We start from the raw sequence: 18,577 nt of genomic DNA, 5'->3' as shown, positions 1-18,577 counted from the left end.
GTACCCGTCCGCGGGGCACAGCACTGTTCGGCTCCCGGCTCGTCGCCACTGCCGGTCCCGGCTCGTACGCTTGATCGTGATGAGACGCCGTACGCCGCCCCCGACCCCTCCCCTGCCGCAGCGCGACGGGGTCGACCCGGTGCGGGTGCGGCTGCCGTCCGGCGGCGCCTGGGCGACCGTACGGGATCATCTCGTGGCGCGGCTCGCGGCCGACGCCGAGGTGATCGACGGGATGCTGGAGACGGGGCAGATCGTGGACGCCACCGGACGTCCTGTGACACGTGACTCGGCGTACGTGCCGGGGACGTCCGTGTGGTTCCACCGTGAGCTGCCCGACGAGGAACGGGTCCCGTTCCCGCTCGACGTCATCTACCGGGACGAACACCTGGTGGTCGCCGACAAGCCGCACTTCCTCGCCACCACCCCGCGTGGCAGCCATGTCGCCGAGACGGCCCTGGCGCGCCTGCGGCGGGAGCTGGACATTCCCACGCTGGGCGCCGCGCACCGGTTGGACCGGCTGACGGCCGGCCTGGTGATGTTCACCGTGCGGCCCGAGGAGCGCGGCGCCTACCAGTCGCTGTTCCGGGACAGGCGGGTGGTCAAGGAGTACGAGGCCGTGGCCCCGTACGACCCGGCTCTGCCCCTGCCCCTCACCGTGCGCAGCCGCATCGTCAAGGAGCGCGGAGTCCTGGCGGCTCGCGAAGTCGAAGGGGAGCCCAACGCCGTCAGCCGGATCGAGCTGCTGGAGCACCGGGGCGGGCTGGCCCGGTACCGGCTGACGCCGAGTACCGGGCAGACACACCAACTGAGGGTGCACATGAGCGCTCTCGGCGTGCCGATCCTCGGCGACCCTCTCTATCCGGTGGTCACCGCCCCCGTGACGGCCGGCGACTTCCGACGCCCGCTGCAACTGCTGGCGCGTGTACTGGAGTTCACCGATCCGATCACAGGACGCGAGCACAGGTTCGTCAGTCCGCGCGTGCTGCGGGCGTGGTCCTCCTACGAGGAGTGGGCGACCGGGTAACCGCGGTGCCCTCGGCTCACTCGCCACGCCACCAGCGCAGGAGACGCTGGAACACACCGCGCTGTACGGCGGGTTCGGGTTCCGGCGCCGGAGCCACGGGCACCGGAACCACCAGCTCCGGTTGCGGCGTGCCGACCTGCCAGTCGGTGCGGCGCTGGGACGGAACCGGGTGGGCCGGTCGGGCCATGACGTCCTGCGGGGGCTTGGGCGCGAACTTCACCGGCAGCGCCACCAGATGCCGGTTGGAGAGGGTCTCCTCCCACTCCAGCTCGTCCTCGTCGCAGGCCAGTTCCGCGTCCGGGAGCCGGGTCAGTAGCGCGTCGACGCCCACGTCGGCGATGGCACGCCCGATGTCCTGCCCCGGGCATTCGTGAGGGCCTCCACTGAAGGCCAGATGGGAGCGGTTGCCCTGCATGTTGGCCTTGGTGTCGGGGCGGACGCGGGGATCGACGTTGCCCGGCGCGATGCCCAGGATCAGTCCTTCGCCCTTGCGGATGTGCTGTCCACCCAACTCGGCGTCCTGCTTGGCGAAATACCCGATAATGGTGCTGAACGGCGGTTCGTCCCACATGGACTGCTCCACCGCCTGGGGCACCGTCATCTGGCCGCCGTTCAACTGGGCGCGGAACCGCGGGTCGGTGAGGACCACCCTCAGTACGTTGGCGAGCAAGTTGGCGGTGCTCTCGTACGCGATGATCAGGACGAGTCGCAGATGCTGGCTTACCTCCTGGTCGGTGAGCCGCGCCGGGTGGTTGATGAGGTGGCTGGTGAAGTCGTCCTCGGGTTCGGCACGGCGCCGGGCGGTGAGCCGCATCAGGACGTCCATGATGTACTCGTTGCTGGCGATGGCCGTCTCGGTGCCCTTGGGCAGGTCGCGGGCAGCCTCGACGATGCGGTCGTTGTACTCGTCGGGCATGCCGAGGATCTCGCACATCACCATCATCGGCAGGCGCTCGGCGAACTGGCTGACCAGATCAGCTTTCCCGTGCTCGCAGAACTTGTTGACGAGGTGCTGGGTGGCTCGGTTGATGTGACGGCGGACGCCCCGGTGGTCGATGGTCGAGATGGCGCCGTTGACCGCGCCGCGCAACCTCAGGTGCTCGTCGCCCTCGGCGTGACAGCACAGGGGCTGCCAGGCGAGGTGCGGCATCAGCGGGTGATCCGGCTTGACGGTTCCGTCCTGCATCGGGCCCCAGAGCCGGGTGTCACGGCTGAAGTGCGAGGGGGTGCGGACCAGGCGCATGTTCTCGCTGTGGCCGAGCACCACCCAGATCGGCACGTCCTCGTGCACCAGGGCCGGCGCCACGGCACCGTGCTCGGAGCGGAGTTCCTCGTACACGGCCTCCAGGTCCTCCGCCCCGGGGCCGTACAGCCGACGCAGTCCGCCGGGGCCGATGCCGTGCGCTGGGCAGCCGGGCGGGGGGCCCGCGGGGTCGTACGTACCGGCCGGGGTGAAGGGGTCACGCGTCACGATGGTCGCTCCGAAGCTGGAAGTAAGTGAGGGCTGCCCGGTTCGGGCGAAACCGGGCTTACGACAAGGGCGTGCGGCGATGGGGCGGCGCAGGGGGTGAGGCGCGCGTCCGGCACGGCTGCGGGGCGCGGGCACGGACGTACCCGGTCGAGGACGGGACGTCCGTACCCCGCCTCACACAGGCGCCTTCTCCACCGCCAGTGAATGCAGGAACCGCATCAAGGTCATCAGCACGTCCCGGCTGGACGCCCGCCGGCGGGCGTCGCACTCCACGATGGGGATGTCCTCGCTGAGGTCGAGCGCGGCGCGCAGGTCCTCGATGGCGTGGCGGGGGCCGTCCGGGAAGGTGTTGACGGCCACGACGAAGGGCACGCCCCGTTCCTCCAGGCGGTCCATGACGTCGAAGCTGACCTCGAGGCGTCGGGTGTCCACGAGGACCACCGCGCCGAGCGCGCCTTCGAACAGGCCGTTCCACAGGAACCAGAAGCGCTCCTGGCCGGGGGTGCCGAAGAGGTACAGCACCAGTTGCTCGGTGATGCTGATGCGGCCGAAGTCCATGGCCACGGTGGTGGCCGTCTTGGTCTCGGAGCCGTAGTTGTCGTCGACCCCGATGCCGGCCTGGGTCATGGTTTCCTCGGTGGTCAGCGGTTTGATCTCGCTGACCGAGCCGACCATGGTCGTCTTGCCGACGCCGAAGCCGCCGACGATGACGATCTTGACCGCGGCCTCGGCGGTCTGCGGAAGGTGGTCCTCTGTTCGCGGACCGGGGATGGTGTCAGAGCCTTTGAAGTCCATGCATCACCGCTTCGAGGAGGGAACGGTCGGCCAGCGCCTGGCGGATCACAGGGGCGCGCGCCGTCACCAGTTCGGCCGTCAGCAGCTCGGTGAGCAGGACGGTCACCACGCTGAACGGCAGGCTGAGGTAGGCGGACAGCTCGGCCACGGACAGGGGGGCCGTGCAGAGCCTGAGCAGTGCCGCCTGTTCGGGCGTGGCGGAGGGCGGTGGGTCGGCGTGCGCCACGATTAAGGTGACCAGGTCGAGCTGCGAGCGCTCGGCTCCGTCGGGGCCGGTGATGACGTACAGCCGCTCGGGGTTCTTCTTCGGTCCCTCGGGGGGGTCCTGGCCCTCCTGCGGGGGCTGCGGGGTCGGTTCGGGACTGGCCTTGGGGAATCGCCGTCGGCGTTGCGGAGGAGTCATACGGTCTGCCCGTTGCGCCGGGGCGGGCTGGTGAGGTGCGCGCCGATGCGGACGACCAGATCGCTCATGCGGGCGCTCATGTGGCCGGGTTCGGTGATGATGTCGGAGAGCACCGCGAGATAGGCGTTGGGGCCGGCGGCCATCAGGTAGAAGTAGCCGCCGTGGATCTCGATGAGGACCATCTTCATCTTGCCGTCGCTGCCCGGGATCTCGCCTGCCACCGCTCCTGCCAGGCTCTGCAGGCCCGCGCAGGCGGCGGCGACGCGGTCGGCGGTGTCCGGGTCACCGCCGTGCCGGGCGATGCGCAGGCCGTCGGCGGAGAGCACCACGATCATCTGGATGCCCGGTACGCCTTTGGCGAGGTCCTGGAGCATCCAGTCGAAGTTGCCTCGCTGCTGGATCACTTGAGGTTCCCCTCGTCTTCGGCCTCGGTACGGGCCGGTTCGTCGGTCGGCTGGGTGACTGCGGAAGAGGTGGGGCGCTTGAGGCCGTCCATGAACGCCTGGACCCACAGGCCCGGCGGGGTGTCGTCGGGCTTCGGTTCCGGCTCGGGTTCGCGCCGGGCCGTCGACCAGATGGTCGGGCGGCCCTCCCGCTCGGCGCGTTCGATCTCGGCCTGCTCGGCGTAGCGCTGGGTGAGCGAGGTCTTGACCCGGCTGCGGCGTTGCGGCAGCCCGTTGGCCGTCCACTCGGTGACCTCGGGGACGTCGTCCTCCATGGACACCGGCGTCGTGAACTTGGGGCTGGTGGGGCGGCGCTTCTTGACCGTGCGCTTGGGTCCGGGCAGCGCTCCGAGTTCGGCCTTGGGCACGGCGGTGGCGCCGATGCCGTGGGCGAGTCCGACGCCGGGCTCGTCGGTGAGCATGTCGCTGGGCACGACGAGGATCGCGCGGACGCCGCCGTACGCGGAGGCACGCAGCGAGACCTGCATGTCGTACGCCTGGCAGAGGCGGCCCACGACGGCGAGACCGAGGCGCGGGGACTCGCCGAGGTCCTGGAAGTCCACACCGGCCTTGGCCCGTTCCAGCATGCCCTCGGCCCGCAGGCGGGCCTCCTCGCTGAGGCTGACACCGGCGTCCTCGATCTCGATGCAGACGCCGGTCTGCACCTCGGTGGCCGTGACGTGCACCTTGCTCTGGGGCGGCGAGTAGCGCGTGGCGTTGTCGAGGAGCTCGGCCGCGGCGTGGATGACCGGCTCCACGGCGGTGCCCTTGACGTTGACCTTGGCGATCGAGGAGAGGTCGATGCGCCGGTACTCAAGGATCCGGGACATGGCACCGCGCAGCACGCTGTACAGCGCGACGGGCTCGGGCCACTGGCGACCGGGGCGGCCGCCGCCGAGGACGGAGATGGAGTCGGCGAGCCGGCCGATCAGGGCGGTGCCGTGGTCGATGCGCAGGAGGTCGTCGAAGACCTCGGGGTTGCGGCCGTGGTCCTCCTCCATCTCCCGGAGCTCGTTGGCCTGTTGGTGGACGATGGCCTGCACGCGCCGGGCGATGTTCACGAAGGAGCGCTGCGCGGCGTCGCGCATGATCTCCTCGGTGTCGACGATGGTGAGCACCGTCTTGAGCAGCCGGATCTGCGGCTCGGGCAGATTCCCCCACGCGGGGTCGAACTCACCGAGTCGGCGAATCACCTCTCCGGGGGAACTTCCGCGGCGCAGCCAGTCCAGCGCCGTGGGCGCGATCTCCTTGGCGAACCGGATCAGGTCCTGGTCGTGCTCGGCGATGCGCTGCTTCAGCTCAGCCGTCTGACGGAGGTGCTCCTGCCGTTGCTCACGCAGTTCACGACCGCGCCGGACGGCTTCGGCCGCCACCGCGATCACCAGCAGCGTGGCGACGACACCGCACCAGCCGACGGCGGCCCTGGCGGGCTGCTGCACGAGCGCGACACCGGTCCCGGTCACCGCGGCCATGACTATGGCGGGGAGCAACAGCACGCGCGCATACGGCAGTTCACGGCGTCCTGGGGGGGATTGAACACTCACCATGTGGGCCCTCTGAGACGTATCGACGGGGAGTCGCACATATAGGGAACAAGCGTACGAATACACATCAACTCGGTGCGCTGCGGGCGAGCTTAGTCCGACCGGATCATCGCCGTGTCATATTCAGCAAGCGCCTGAAACGGGCATTGCGACTGGAGTACCCTCGGCTCATTTACACGCTCCGGCACCACTCGAACACGGCGAGTCATGGTGTACGGGTGTGCGAAAGCATCTCACCGCGAGGGGTGAAGGTCAGGCTCCGGCCGGGCGCCGGTCCTGGATTCCGGCGATGCGCAGAGCCGCGTCCGCGGTGGCCGCCGCGAAGGCGGGGACGGGCCGCTCGGGGTCGGAGCGGCGGACGAGGATCACGCCCTCGATCAGGCCGAACAACAGGTCGGTACGGAGTTCCAGCTCACTCTTGGCGAGGGCGCTCCCCTCGGCCGTCGCGGCGAGCAACTGCCGGTAGGCGTCCTTGAGTTCGGCACGCACGGCATGGAAGCCGGCGAACCGCTCGGCGCGCACCTCGGGCAGCAGGTAGAGCCCGCCGAGGTTGTACGGGCCCCCGCACAGCACCTCGACGTCCGCACGGCACAGCTCCCACAGCCGGCTCGCGGCCGGTGCCGTGTCGTCGGCGAGCAACTCACGGGCGTACGCCAGCGAGGGCGTGACGGTGGACTCCAGGAGCTCGGCGAGGAGTTCCTCCTTGCCGGAGACGTAGTGGTACATGGACGCCTGCCGCATGCCCGCCCGCTCGGCCACGGCCCGGGTACTGGTGGCCGCGTATCCCAGGGTGGTGAACAACTCGGCGGCGGCGACGAGGAGTTCGTCCCGCGGCGCCAGCCCGCTCTCCGGCCGCCGGTCAGCCCGCGGCCTCCCGACCCGCCGCCCGGCGTCCGCGGCCCCACCTGTCGTACCCATGCGTTCGATCCTCGCACACGGGACCCGCCCGAGCCCTCAGCGCCCGAGCAGCCGGTGTCCGAGCAGCGAACGCCCGAGCAGTCGGCACCGATCCTTCAGCACCAGAGGCCGCAGAGCCACAGGGCCCCAGGGCCCCAGCACACACGGCAAGCACCGAACCCGGCACACCCCAACCCCCCAGGGGCGCGGGGAACTGCGCGACCAGCCCCCACCAACCCGCACCCGAAAAGACAACAGCAACCCCTCCCCCACCCAACGAACCCGCACCCGGCACCACCACCCCCACCCCCGTCGGCACCCCCGTGAGCGCCCAGTAACCCCCCAGCAACGCCCAAGCAATCCCCCCGACCAACCCCGCCCCTAATTTCTGTCAAGCGACAGAAACACCCCCGGAGCCGGAGGTCCGCATGGCCACAGAGACCACGTACGGAGCCCGAGACCACGCCCGCGCCCAGGAGGGCACCCGCGCCGAGGCCATGCCCGTCGTCCCGGCCTGCGACTGGCCCGAGACGCCCCCCGCGGCGGGCCCCCTCGTGTGGGCGGAGACCGTCGCGGGCGGCAACTACACCCACCGCGTCCTCGCCCGCGGCACCGAACTGCGCCTCACCGACCTCCACGGAGACGCCTGCGCCCACCTCCTCCTGTACGCGGACGGCCGCCCCTGGGAGCGCCTGAACGTCGCCGACACGGTCAAGGTGCAGTGGAACGCCTACCTCGGCGAGGGCCAACTCCTCCTGTCCGACCAGGGCCGCGTCCTAGCGAGCGTCGTCGCCGACACCTCCGGCCGCCACGACGCCCTGTGCGGCACCTCCACCCTGGTCCGCAACACCGAGCGCTACGGCGACGGCACCCCCCAGGGCACCTCCCCCGCCGGCCGCGAGCTCTTCAAGCTGGCGGCCGCGAAGAACGGCCTCGAACCCCGCGATCTCCCGCCCTCCCTGTCCTTCTTCCAGGGCGTGCGCGTCCACGAGGACGGCACCCTCGACTTCACCGGCTCCGCGGGCCCCGGCGGCAGCGTCACCCTCCGCACCGAACAGGACGTGACGGTGCTGATCGCCAACGTCCCGCACCCGGCCGACCCCCGGGCCGACTACGTCAGCACCCCCCTGGAGGTCCTCGCCTGGCGCGCCGCGCCCACCCGCCCCGGCGACTCCCTCTGGGACGCCACCCCCGAGGGCCGCCGCGCCTTCCTCAACACCGCCGAGTTCCTCGCCTCGAAGGGACGCTCATGAAGACCGTCATTCCGGCCCGCGCCGCCTGGTCGTCCGTCGTCCGCGAGGGCGAGACGCTCACCGTCACCGACCTGCACGGCAACCAGGCCGTCGACTTCCTCGTCTACGACGCCCACGACACGTCGGTCCGCTACAGCGCCCCCGACACCATCCAGGCGCAGAGCGGCATCTTCCTCACCACGGGCAGTGTGCTGATGTCCAACGAGCACACCCCGCTGATGACGGTCACCGCCGACGACGTGGGCCGTCACGACACGGTCGGCGGCGCCTGCTCCAAGGAGTCGAACACTCTGCGCTACGGCCACCACACCTGGTCCCAGCACGCCTGCGTGGACAACTTCCTCGCCGAGGGCGCGAAGCACGGCCTCGGCAAGCGCGACCTCGTCTCCAACATCAACTGGTACATGAACGTCCCGGTCGAGAAGGACGGCACCCTCGGCATCGTCGACGGCATCTCCGCCCCCGGCCTCTCCCTGACCCTGCGCGCCGAACGCGACGTCCTCGTCCTCGTCTCCAACTGCCCCCAGGTCAACAACCCTTGCAACGGCTTCGACCCCACGCCCGTCGCGATGACGATCGAGGCCCCGGCACCCCCGACCGGACCCGCGGCCACCACCGATCCCACCCGCAATCCCACCCTCACGGCCACCACGACCGAGCCCACGACCCGGCCCACGGCCCCCACCCCCGGAGCCGGCGCATGACCTTCGACACCCTCCTCGTCGCCAACCGGGGCGAGATCGCGGTCCGCATCCTCCGCACCGCCCGCGACCTGGGCCTGCGCACGGTCGCCGTGTATTCCGACGCCGACCGGTCCGCACCCCACGTCCGGCTCGCCGACACGGCCGTACGCCTCGGCCCGGCGCCCGCGAAGGAGTCGTACCTCGACCCCGACCTCGTCCTCAGGGCGGCCAAGGACACCGGCGCCGGCGCGATCCACCCCGGCTACGGCTTCCTCTCCGAGGACGCCGCCTTCGCCCGCAGGTGCGAGGACGCGGGGATCGTGTTCGTCGGCCCGACCCCCGCCCAACTGGAGCTGTTCGGCGCGAAGCACACGGCACGGGCCGCGGCGGAGGCGGCCGGGGTGCCGCTGGCGCCGGGAACGGGCCTGCTGCCCTCCCTGGACGAAGCCCTCGCCGCTGCCGGGTCCATCGGCTACCCCGTCATGCTCAAGGCCACCGGCGGAGGCGGCGGCATCGGCATGTCGGCCTGCCGCTCCGCCGGGGAACTGGCCGAGGCATGGGAACGGGTGCAGCGCGTCGCCGCCGCCTCCTTCTCCTCCGCGGGCGTCTTCCTGGAACGGCTCGTCGAGCACGCCCGCCACGTCGAGGTGCAGGTCTTCGGCGACGGCGAGGGCACTGTCGTGACCTTCGGCGACCGCGACTGCTCCCTCCAGCGCCGCAACCAGAAGGTCGTGGAGGAGGCGCCCGCACCGGGCCTCCCCGCACACGTCCGCGCACAACTCGGCGCGAGCGCCCGCGACTTGTGCGCCTCGGTCGGATACCGCTCCGCGGGCACCGTCGAGTTCGTCTACGACGCCGCCCGCGAGGAGGCTTTCTTCCTGGAGGTCAACACCCGTCTCCAGGTGGAGCATCCGGTCACCGAGGAGATCTACGGCGTCGATCTGGTCGCCTGGATGCTGCGTCTGGCCCGGGGCGAGCGGGACGTCGTGCGCGAACCGGGCCCCCCGCGCGGCCACGCCGTCGAGGCCCGTGTCTACGCCGAGGACCCCTCGCGCGAACACCGGCCCAGCGCGGGACTGTTGACGCGCGTCGAGTTCCCCGCCGGGGTCCGTGTGGACACCTGGGCGGAGACCGGCACCGAGGTGACCACGTCGTACGACCCGATGCTGGCGAAGATCATCGCGTACGGCCCGGACCGCGCCCACGCGCTGCGACGGCTGGACGAGGCCCTGGCACGCACCCGTGTCGACGGCATCGAGACCAACCTGGGCCTGGTGCGGGCGGCGCTCGCCGACACCCGCTTCAGGACGGCCGCCCACTCCACGGCCACCCTCTCCGGCGTGCAGGACCCGACCCCGCGCATCGAGGTCGTGACCGCCGGCACCCTCACCACGGTGCAGGACTGGCCGGGCCGTACCGGCTACTGGCAGGTCGGCGTGCCCCCGAGCGGCCCGATGGACGACCGCTCCTTCCGGCTCGGCAACCGGGCGCTGGGCAACCCGGAAGGCGCCCCCGGCCTCGAATGCACCCTCCAGGGACCGTCGTTGAGGTTCACCCACCCCACGACCGTGTGCGTGACGGGCGCTCCTGCCCCGGTCACCGTCGACGGCACACCGGTGGCGCAGTGGGAGCCGGTGACCGTGCCCGCGGGCGGGGTCCTGGAGGTCGGCGCACCCGCCGGGCACGGTCTGCGGACGTACGTCCTGGTCGCGGGCGGCCTCGACGTCCCGGTCTTCCTCGGAAGCGCGAGCACCTTCACGCTGGGCCGCTTCGGCGGTCACGGCGGACGGGCACTGCGGACGGGCGACGTGCTGCACGGGGGCCGCCGCGTCGACGGCACGCCCGTCGGGGAGCGCCCCTCCTTCACCTCCACCTGGCAGCTGGCGGTCGTCGAAGGCCCGCACGCCGCACCGGAGTTCTTCACCGAGCAGGACGTCCACGACTTCTACGCCGCCGAGTGGAAGGTCCACTTCAACTCGGCCCGCACCGGAGTCCGCCTGGTCGGCCCCAAGCCCCGCTGGGCGCGTACCGACGGCGGCGAGGCCGGCCTGCACCCGTCGAACATCCACGACACCCCGTACTCGGTCGGCGCGGTCGACTACACGGGCGACATGCCGGTGCTGCTGGGTCCGGACGGGCCCTCCCTCGGCGGGTTCGTGTGCCCGGCGACCGTCGTCAGCACCGACCGCTGGAAGCTGGGCCAGCTCCGCCCCGGCGACACGGTCCGCTTCGTGCCGGTGCGCACCGACGGCTCGGCGCGCCCTGCGATCGTGGACGGCGGCGTCCTCGCCCGCGACGGCGATGTGACGTACCGCCGCAGCGGCGACGACAACCTGCTGGTCGAGTTCGGCCCCATGCAGCTGGACCTGGCGCTGCGCATGCGTGTCCACGCGCTGATGGAGGCGGTCGCAGCACAGGGCCTGGACGGCGTCACCGACCTCACGCCCGGCATCCGCTCCCTTCAGATCCGCACGGACCCCAACCGGCTGCCCCAGAGCGAACTCCTGGCCGCCGTACGGGAGATCACCGCGTCCCTTCCCCCGTCCGACGAACTGGTCGTCCCCTCCCGCACGGTCCACCTGCCGCTCTCCTGGGACGACCCGGCGACCCGTGAGGCGATCGCCCGCTACATGGCGGGCGTGCGCGACGACGCCCCCTGGTGCCCGTGGAACATCGAGTTCATCCGCCGCGTCAACGGCCTGAGCTCGGTGGACGACGTCTTCCGCACGGTCTTCGACGCGGAGTACCTCGTCCTCGGCCTGGGCGACGTCTATCTGGGCGCCCCCGTGGCGACCCCCCTCGACCCGCGCCACCGCCTGGTGACCACGAAGTACAACCCGGCACGCACCTGGACCGCCGAGAACTCGGTCGGCATCGGCGGCGCGTACCTGTGCGTCTACGGCATGGAGGGCCCCGGCGGCTACCAGTTCGTGGGCCGTACGACCCAGGTGTGGTCGCCCTGGCAGCAGCGCGGCGCGTTCCAGCCGGGCTCGCCCTGGCTGCTGCGCTTCTTCGACCGCATCAAGTGGTATCCGGTGAACGCGGACGCACTCCTGGAACTGCGCGCCGACATCACCTCCGGCCGCTTCGCACCCCGCATCGAGGAGGGCACCTTCTCGCTCGCCGAGTACCAGGCATTCCTCGGCGAACACGCCGATTCCATAGCGGAGTTCAGGGCGCGACAGCAGGCGGCGTTCGCCGCGGAGCGGGACGCGTGGGAGGCGGCGGGCGAGTTCGCGCGGGCCGAGTCGGCGGCCCCGGCGGCGGCCGCCCCCGCCGACATCGCGGTCCCCGCCGGCGGCCGTCTGATCGAGGCCGAGTTCGCCGCCTCGGTATGGCAGTTGAACGTCGAACCGGGCGACGAGGTGACGGCCGGGCAGCCGCTCCTCGCCCTGGAGGCGATGAAGATGGAGTCCAGGGTGCACGCGCCGGCGGCCGGAGTGGTCGCGGAGATCCTGGCCAGGCCGGGCGACCAGGTGGAGGCGGGCACGGCCCTGATGGTCCTGGCCCCGCCCACCGCCTGAGGGCCGCACAGTGAAGGAGGAGCGAGCCATGTCCAGCACCGTCACCCGGGTCCGTGCCGCCTACGACCGCGTCGAGGCCGTGGACCGCCCGGAGATCTGGATCGACCTGCGCCCGCGGGAGGAGGTCGAGGAGGAGGCCCGGGCGGTCGACGCACGGCTCGCGTCGGGCGAACGGCTCCCCCTCGCGGGCCGTCTGTTCGCCGCCAAGGGCAACATCGACGTGGCGGGCCTGCCCACCACCGCGGGCTGCCCGTCGTACGCCTACCGGCCCGAGGCCGACGCCCCGGTGGTCGCCCGTCTCCGCGCGGCGGGCGCGATCGTGCTCGGCACCACGAACCTGGACCAGTTCGCGACGGGCCTGGTCGGCACCCGCTCCCCGTACGGCGCGGTCCGCAACGCGTACGACCCGGCGAGGGTGAGCGGCGGTTCCAGCTCCGGCTCGGCGGTCGCCGTGGCGCTGGGCATCGTCGACTTCGCCCTCGGCACCGACACGGCAGGCTCGGGCCGGGTCCCGGCCGCCTTCAACGGCATCGTCGGCCTCAAGCCCACCCGTGGACTGGTCCCCACGGCCGGGGTCGTCCCGGCGTGCGCCTCGATCGACTGCGTGACGGTCTTCGCCCGCACCCTCCCGGAGGCCGAACAGGCGCTCTCCCACATGGTGACGGGCACCGCCCCCTTCCTGCCCGGCCGCCGCCCCGGCCCCTGGCGGATCGCGGTCCCCGCACGCGAGCAGCTCGGCGAACTGGACGAGGGCTGGGCGCAGGCATACGAGGCGGCCGTGGACCGGCTCGTCACGGCCGGCGCGTCCGTCCGGGAACTCGACCTAACGCCCTTCACCCAGGCCGCGGCGATGCTCTACGAGGGCGCGTTCGTGGCCGAGCGCTACACAGCGGTGGGAGCCTTTGTCGACAAGGCGACAGCGGCGAGGGACGACTCCCTCGACCCCACGGTCGCCGCCATCATCACCCGGGCCCGCGACCTCCCGGCCCACCAGCTCTACGCCGACCTGGACCGCCTGGCCGGCCTCCGCACCCGGGCACTGACCGAACTGGCCGACGCGGACGCCCTGTTGCTGCCGACCACGCCGGGCCACCCCACCCTCGCCGAGGTCGCCGCCGACCCCCTGGGCGCCAACGCCCGCCTGGGCCGCTTCACCAACTCCACGAACCTCTTCGACCTGGCCGCGGTCGCCGTCCCGGCGGGCGAGGTGAACGGCCTGCCGTTCGGCGTGATGCTGATCGGCCCGGCACACACCGACGAGCGCCTGGCGCGGATCGCGGGCCTGCTCCGGCCGGAGACCCGCCTGGCGGTGGTGGGCGCCCATCTGACGGGCCAGCCGTTGAACCCCCAACTCCTGTCCCTGGGCGCCCGCTACGAGCGTACGACGACCACGGCCCCGGTCTACCGCCTGCACGCCCTGAGAACGGACCCGCCGAAGCCGGGCCTGGCCCACGTGGGCGAGGGCGGCGCGGAGATCGAGGCGGAGGTCTGGCGCCTGCCGGCGGAGGGCCTGGGCCGCCTGCTGTCGGACCTCCCCCGCCCGATGGCGCTGGGAAGGGTGGGACTGTCGGACGGCACCCACGTGCCCGGCTTCCTGTGCGAACCGAGCGCGCTGGAGGACGCCGAGGACATCACGGAGTACGGAGGCTGGCGGCCCTATGTGAACGCCGGGCAGCGCAACTCACCCAGGGGCGCGGGGGAACCGCGCGACCAGCCCCCACGCCCCCGCACCCGCCTCCCGGCCCGTCACCCCACCGACGAGTAGGCCACGACCCCCCGCAGCAGCAGATCAACGGCCTTGCGCGCGTTCTTCGCGACGGTGGAACCCTCGCCCCCGGACACCGGCGCCGCCGCCGAGATCTGCCCCAGCACGTCGATCACCTGCTTGCACCACCGCACGAAGTCCCCGGCCGGCATCTCCGCCTCCCGCAGGACCTCGTCCAGCCCCTTCCCCGAGGCCCACATGTACGCGGACCAGGCGAAGCCGAGATCCGGCTCCCGCTGCCCGACCCCCTCGGTCTGGTTGATCCGGAATTCCTCCTCGAGCGCGTCCAGCCGCCCCCAGATCCGCACCATCTCACCGAGCGCGGCCTTGGCCTTCCCGGACGGCAGCTTGGGTGCCATGGCGTCGTCGCCCACCCGGGACTCGTACACCAACGCCGACACGCACGCGGCCAGTTCGGCGGGGCCGAGGCCCTCCCAGACGCCTTCCCGCAGGCACTCGCTGGCCAGCAGGTCGAGCTCGCCGTACAAGCGGGCCAGTCGCTTGCCGTGCTCGGTGACCTCGTCGCCGCGCAGGTAGTCCAGCTCGGTGAGCAGGGCCACGATCCGGTCGAAGGTCCGCGCGATCGTGTTCGTGCGTCCCTCGATGCGCCGCTCCAGCTGCGAGGTGTCGCGCAGCAGCCGGTAGTAGCGCTCGGCCCAACGGGCGTGGTCCTCGCGGTCGTTGCAGCCGTGGCAGGGGTGTGCCCGGATCGCCGTCCGCAACCGGGCGATCTCACGGTCGTCGGCCGCCTGCGCCCGCTTCTTGCGGACCCGCTCGGGCGGGATGTGCCCGGCCTTGGTGCGCAGCGCGGAGGCCAGGTCCCGACGGGACTGCGGCGACCGCGGGTTGAAGGACTTGGGGATGCGCATCCGCTCCAGCGGCTCTACCGGCACCGGGAAGTCCATCGACGCGAGCCGCTTGACCTGCCGCTCGGCGGTCAGCACCAGCGGCCGCGGGCCGTCGTGGTGCTCGAAGCCCCGGTGGCCGTTGGACCGACCGGCGGGCAGGCCCGGGTCCAGCACCAGCGCGAGACCGGCGTACTTGCCCGTCGGCACGTGGATGACGTCGCCCGGCTTGAGCTTCTCCAGCGCCACGGCCGCCTCGGCCCGCCGCTGGGAGACGCCCTGCCGGGCCAGCTCCGTCTCGCGGTCCTTGAGCTCCCTGCGCAGCCGGGCGTACTCCTCGAAGTCGCCGAGGTGGCAGGTCATGGAGGCCTTGTAGCCGTCCAGCCCCTCCTCGTTGCGCTGCACCTGCCGGGAGATCCCGACGACCGACTTGTCGGCCTGGAACTGCGCGAACGACGTCTCCAGGAGCTCGCGCGAGCGGTGCCGCCCGAACTGCTCCACGAGATTGACCGCCATGTTGTACGACGGCTTGAAGCTGGAGCGCAGCGGGTATGTGCGCGTGCCGGCGAGTCCCGCCAGGTGCTCGGGGCTGCTGCCGCGCTGCCACAGCACCACCGCGTGGCCCTCGACGTCGATGCCGCGCCGCCCCGCACGGCCGGTGAGCTGGGTGTACTCGCCGGGCGTGATGTCGGCGTGCTGCTCGCCGTTCCACTTGACGAGCTTCTCCAGCACCACCGAACGCGCGGGCATGTTGATTCCCAGGGCGAGCGTCTCGGTGGCGAACACCGCCTTGACCAGGCCGCGTACGAACAGCTCCTCGACGACCTCCTTGAAGGTCGGCAGCATGCCCGCGTGGTGGGCCGCGATACCGCGCTCCAGGCCCTCCAGCCACTCGTAGTACCCGAGGACGTGGAGGTCCTCGGTGGGGATGGACGCGGTGCGCTCCTCGACGAGGGCGCGCACCTCGCCCCGCGCCTCGTCGTCGTTCAGCCGCAGTCCCGCGTACAGGCACTGCTGCACGGCCGCCTCGCACGCGGCGCGGCTGAAGATGAAGGTGATGGCGGGCAGCAGCCCCTCGGCGTCCAGCCGCTCGATGACCTCGGGCCGGCTCGGCGTCCACACCCGCGACCGCTGCCGCCGCTCGCGCTCCCGGTCGGCCTCGCGCATCGCCCGGCCGCGCCTGCGGTCCTGGTACGACGGCCGCTGGGCCTCCATCCGGGCCAGCCGCACGAGGTCGGGGTTGACGGCCTTCTTGCTGCCCTCGCCCTCCTCGAACAGGTCGTACATCCGCCGTCCGGCGAGCACGTGCTGGAACAGCGGCACCGGCCGGTGCTCGGAGACGATCACCTGGGTGTCGCCGCGCACGGTGTCGAGCCAGTCGCCGAACTCCTCGGCGTTGGACACGGTCGCCGACAGCGACACCAGGGTCACCGACTCGGGGAGGTGGATGATCACCTCTTCCCACACGGCGCCCCGGAATCGGTCGGAGAGGTAGTGCACCTCGTCCATGACCACGTATCCGAGGCCGAGGAGCGTCTGCGAGCCCGCGTACAGCATGTTCCGCAGCACCTCGGTGGTCATCACGACCACGGGGGCGTCGGAGTTGACGCTGTTGTCGCCGGTGAGCAGGCCGACCTTCTCCGCGCCGTAACGGCGGCACAGGTCCGCGTACTTCTGGTTGGACAGCGCCTTGATGGGGGTGGTGTAGAAGCACTTCTTGCCCTGCTGGAGGGCGAGGTGGACGGCGAACTCGCCGACGATCGTCTTGCCGGAACCGGTGGGGGCGGCCACCAGCACGCCCTTGCCGGCCTCGAGCGCCTTGCAGGCCTCGATCTGGAAGGGGTCGAGACCGAAGTCGTACATCTCGCGGAAGCCCGCGAGCGCGGTGGCCTGCTCGGCTGCCCGCAGACGGGCTGCCGCGTACCGCTCGGCCGGTGAGAGGTCCTCTGTCATCGTGCTTTCGAGCGTACCCGGCAGCACTGACAACAGGACGATCATTATCCGGATCCAGGTCCGCGAAACCCGCCCTTCACGCAGTTCAAGGGCCCACCACGGACACCGCCGCGCGGACGCAGCGCGCGCTCAGCGGCAGCGGTCCGAGCGGCTCGCCGTCCGCGTACCCCGTGACGCCCGCCGCGGCGATCTCGACCTTCGCCGCCCGCACCACGGTGACCTTGGGATGGTCGACGTGCGTACCGCGGTACACCCTCGGGAACACCCGCAGCAGGGTGCCGCGAGTGCAGTCGCCGACCACGGTGACGTCGAACAGCCCGTCGGTGAGGTCCGCGCCCGGACAGATCCGCATGCCGCCGCCGTACGACGAGCCGTTGCCGACCGCCACCAGGGTCGCCTCGACCTCGTGGACCCGGCCGTCGTCGAGGGTGATCCGGTACGGGAAGGGCCGGAAGGCGGCCAGCTCGGCGAGCATCGCGAGGTCGTACTTGAGGCGTCCGGCGGGCCATCTCATGCGGTTGCCGCGGTCGTTGACGCGGGAGTCGAAGCCGGAGGCGAGGACGGTGCCGAACCAGTGCTCGCCGACCCGCCCCAGGTCGGTGTCGTGGACGCGGCCCTCCTTGAGAGCGTCGGCGATCAGCCGGCCCGCTGCGGCGGGGTCGCGCACCGGCAGCCCGAGGGCGCGGGCGAAGTCGTTGCCGGTGCCCGCGGCGACCAGCCCGAAGGGCGTGCGGGTGCCCGCCACGGCCTGGAGGGCGAGGTTGGCCATGCCGTCACCGCCGACGGCGACGAGGGCGCCGGTGCCGTCCCGGACGGCGGCACGCGCGCGTGTGAGGGCGTCGGCGGCGTCCTCGCCGAGTACGGTCCGCACGGCGAAGCCCGCCGCCCGCAACGCGGAAGCGGCCGGCTGCGCCGCGTGGGCGCCCCGGCCGCGGCCCGCGGTGGGATTGACGAAGAGGGTGATCTCGCTGGTCACGGAAGTGACCTTACGAGTCGCTTCCCGGTCGTCAGGTCACGTCGTCATAACCGTTGACCCGGTCCGTGCCGGCCTGCTCGGGCAGCGCCCGGCTGGCGGAGACGGTCTCGACCTCTCCGATGTCCTCGGGGGTCAGGTCCAGGTCGGAGGCCTCGTCGTCGGCGGGGCCCTCGGCCTCGCGACGGCGCCTGCGCCGGTCGTTGAGCAGGGAGAAGGCGGTCGCCGCGAAGTACAGGACCCAGATCGGCGCGGCCAGCGCCAGCATCGTGAGCGGGTCGGTGCTCGGCGTGGCGACGGCCGCGAACACGGTGATGGCCATGATCATGCCGCGCCACCAGCCGAGCATCCGCTTGCCGGTGATCAACCCGGTGAGGTTGAGGAAGACCAGCAGCAGGGGCAGCTCGAAGGAGAGGCCGAAGACCAGCACCATGCGCAGGACGAGGTCGAGCAGGTCGTCCAGCGGCAGCAGGTTGGAGGTGCCGCCCGGGGTGAAGCCGATCAGCACCTGGGCGGTGGTCGGCAGGACCGTGTAGGCGAAGTAGGCGCCGATGATGAACAGCGGGGCGCCGGTGCCGACGAAGGCGTAGGCGTACTTCTTCTCGTGCCGGTGCAGGCCGGGGGCGACGAAGGCCCACAGCTGGTAGAGCCAGACCGGGGAGGCCGCGACGACACCGGCCATCAGCGACACCTTCAGGGCGAGCGTGAAGGGCGCGAGGAGGCCGTTGATCGTGATCTCGGCGCAGGGCTTGGTCGACTTGGTCGACTGGGCCAGTTCCGCGAAGGACTTGTCACAGCCGACCGAGTCGAGGATCGGCTTGGTGATCAAGTTGATGATGTCGTTGTAGAAGAAGGCGGCGACGACCGTGACAAGGACGATGGCCAGCATCGCCTTCGCGAGCCGGTTGCGAAGCTCACGAAGGTGATCCGCGAGAGGCATCCGCCCCTCGGGATCCCTCTCCTGTTTGCGGGCAGACTTGAGCAACCCACGTTCCCATCTCGTG

14 protein-coding genes are annotated in these 18,577 nt (G+C 71.7%); 5 read left to right on the top strand and 9 right to left on the bottom strand.

Features of this window, described 5'->3' with window-relative positions:
* Positions 1 to 79 precede the first annotated feature (79 nt).
* Complete coding sequence (locus tag ACIQJT_RS19305) at positions 80 to 1,024, top strand: RluA family pseudouridine synthase (protein WP_402644911.1); 945 nt, start codon at positions 80 to 82, stop codon at positions 1,022 to 1,024.
* Between the two features lie 16 nt (positions 1,025 to 1,040).
* Here ACIQJT_RS19305 and ACIQJT_RS19300 read toward each other — a convergent pair whose 3' ends face one another.
* The 6 genes from ACIQJT_RS19300 to ACIQJT_RS19275 all read right to left on the bottom strand — a co-directional run bounded on the left by ACIQJT_RS19300 (position 1,041) and on the right by ACIQJT_RS19275 (position 6,598).
* Entirely contained in the window at positions 1,041 to 2,495 is a 1,455-nt protein-coding gene (locus tag ACIQJT_RS19300; protein WP_402644909.1) for a cytochrome P450, read from the bottom strand.
* A 174-nt stretch (positions 2,496 to 2,669) separates the two neighbouring features.
* A complete protein-coding gene (locus ACIQJT_RS19295; protein ID WP_365457749.1) occupies positions 2,670 to 3,290 on the bottom strand; it encodes an ATP/GTP-binding protein in 621 nt (206 codons plus the stop codon).
* Positions 3,271 to 3,693, bottom strand: a complete 423-nt coding sequence (locus ACIQJT_RS19290) for a DUF742 domain-containing protein (protein ID WP_402644906.1) — start codon at positions 3,691 to 3,693, stop codon at positions 3,271 to 3,273. The genes ACIQJT_RS19295 and ACIQJT_RS19290 overlap by 20 nt, the downstream gene beginning before the upstream one ends.
* On the bottom strand, positions 3,690 to 4,097 hold the full coding sequence (locus tag ACIQJT_RS19285) for a roadblock/LC7 domain-containing protein (RefSeq protein WP_007380839.1): 408 nt from the start codon (positions 4,095 to 4,097) through the stop codon (positions 3,690 to 3,692). Before ACIQJT_RS19285 ends, ACIQJT_RS19290 begins: the two co-directional genes overlap by 4 nt.
* On the bottom strand, positions 4,094 to 5,683 hold the full coding sequence (locus ACIQJT_RS19280; protein WP_402644903.1) for a sensor histidine kinase: 1,590 nt from the start codon (positions 5,681 to 5,683) through the stop codon (positions 4,094 to 4,096). The genes ACIQJT_RS19285 and ACIQJT_RS19280 overlap by 4 nt, the downstream gene beginning before the upstream one ends.
* A gap of 249 nt (positions 5,684 to 5,932) precedes the next feature.
* Positions 5,933 to 6,598: a TetR/AcrR family transcriptional regulator gene (locus tag ACIQJT_RS19275; protein WP_402644901.1), complete on the bottom strand. Its 666-nt coding sequence runs from the start codon at positions 6,596 to 6,598 to the stop codon at positions 5,933 to 5,935.
* A gap of 407 nt (positions 6,599 to 7,005) precedes the next feature.
* Here ACIQJT_RS19275 and ACIQJT_RS19270 point away from each other — a divergent pair, with 407 nt between their 5' ends.
* The 4 genes from ACIQJT_RS19270 to atzF are packed head-to-tail and all read left to right on the top strand — an operon-like array spanning position 7,006 to position 13,802.
* Positions 7,006 to 7,830 carry an urea amidolyase associated protein UAAP1 gene (locus ACIQJT_RS19270; protein ID WP_402644898.1) on the top strand — a complete coding sequence of 275 codons (825 nt, stop codon included), beginning with the start codon at positions 7,006 to 7,008 and terminating at the stop codon, positions 7,828 to 7,830.
* Positions 7,827 to 8,534, top strand: coding sequence for an urea amidolyase associated protein UAAP2 (locus ACIQJT_RS19265; RefSeq protein WP_402644895.1), 708 nt, complete (start codon positions 7,827 to 7,829; stop codon positions 8,532 to 8,534). Before ACIQJT_RS19270 ends, ACIQJT_RS19265 begins: the two co-directional genes overlap by 4 nt.
* Positions 8,531 to 12,037 (top strand): 5-oxoprolinase/urea amidolyase family protein, encoded by a 3,507-nt coding sequence (locus tag ACIQJT_RS19260; RefSeq protein ID WP_402644892.1) that lies wholly within the window; start codon positions 8,531 to 8,533, stop codon positions 12,035 to 12,037. Before ACIQJT_RS19265 ends, ACIQJT_RS19260 begins: the two co-directional genes overlap by 4 nt.
* A 28-nt stretch (positions 12,038 to 12,065) precedes the next feature.
* Positions 12,066 to 13,802, top strand: coding sequence for an allophanate hydrolase (atzF, locus tag ACIQJT_RS19255; protein WP_365457730.1), 1,737 nt, complete (start codon positions 12,066 to 12,068; stop codon positions 13,800 to 13,802).
* On the opposite strand, the gene ACIQJT_RS19250 is transcribed toward atzF, so the two are convergent.
* The 3 genes from ACIQJT_RS19250 to tatC are packed head-to-tail and all read right to left on the bottom strand — an operon-like array spanning position 13,784 to position 18,558.
* Positions 13,784 to 16,645 (bottom strand): DEAD/DEAH box helicase, encoded by a 2,862-nt coding sequence (locus tag ACIQJT_RS19250; protein WP_365457727.1) that lies wholly within the window; start codon positions 16,643 to 16,645, stop codon positions 13,784 to 13,786. The genes atzF and ACIQJT_RS19250 overlap by 19 nt on opposite strands.
* Before the next feature lie 40 nt (positions 16,646 to 16,685).
* Positions 16,686 to 17,576: a diacylglycerol kinase gene (locus ACIQJT_RS19245; protein ID WP_365457724.1), complete on the bottom strand. Its 891-nt coding sequence runs from the start codon at positions 17,574 to 17,576 to the stop codon at positions 16,686 to 16,688.
* A gap of 31 nt (positions 17,577 to 17,607) precedes the next feature.
* Entirely contained in the window at positions 17,608 to 18,558 is a 951-nt protein-coding gene (gene tatC / locus ACIQJT_RS19240; RefSeq protein ID WP_365457721.1) for a twin-arginine translocase subunit TatC, read from the bottom strand.
* Between the last annotated feature and the right edge of the window lie 19 nt (positions 18,559 to 18,577).

The organism is Streptomyces sp. NPDC091972, from assembly GCF_044756385.1.
Lineage (GTDB): Bacteria > Actinomycetota > Actinomycetes > Streptomycetales > Streptomycetaceae > Streptomyces.
The sequence above is the reverse complement of the archived record's forward strand: the minus strand, read 5'-3'. Positions and strand labels throughout refer to the sequence as shown.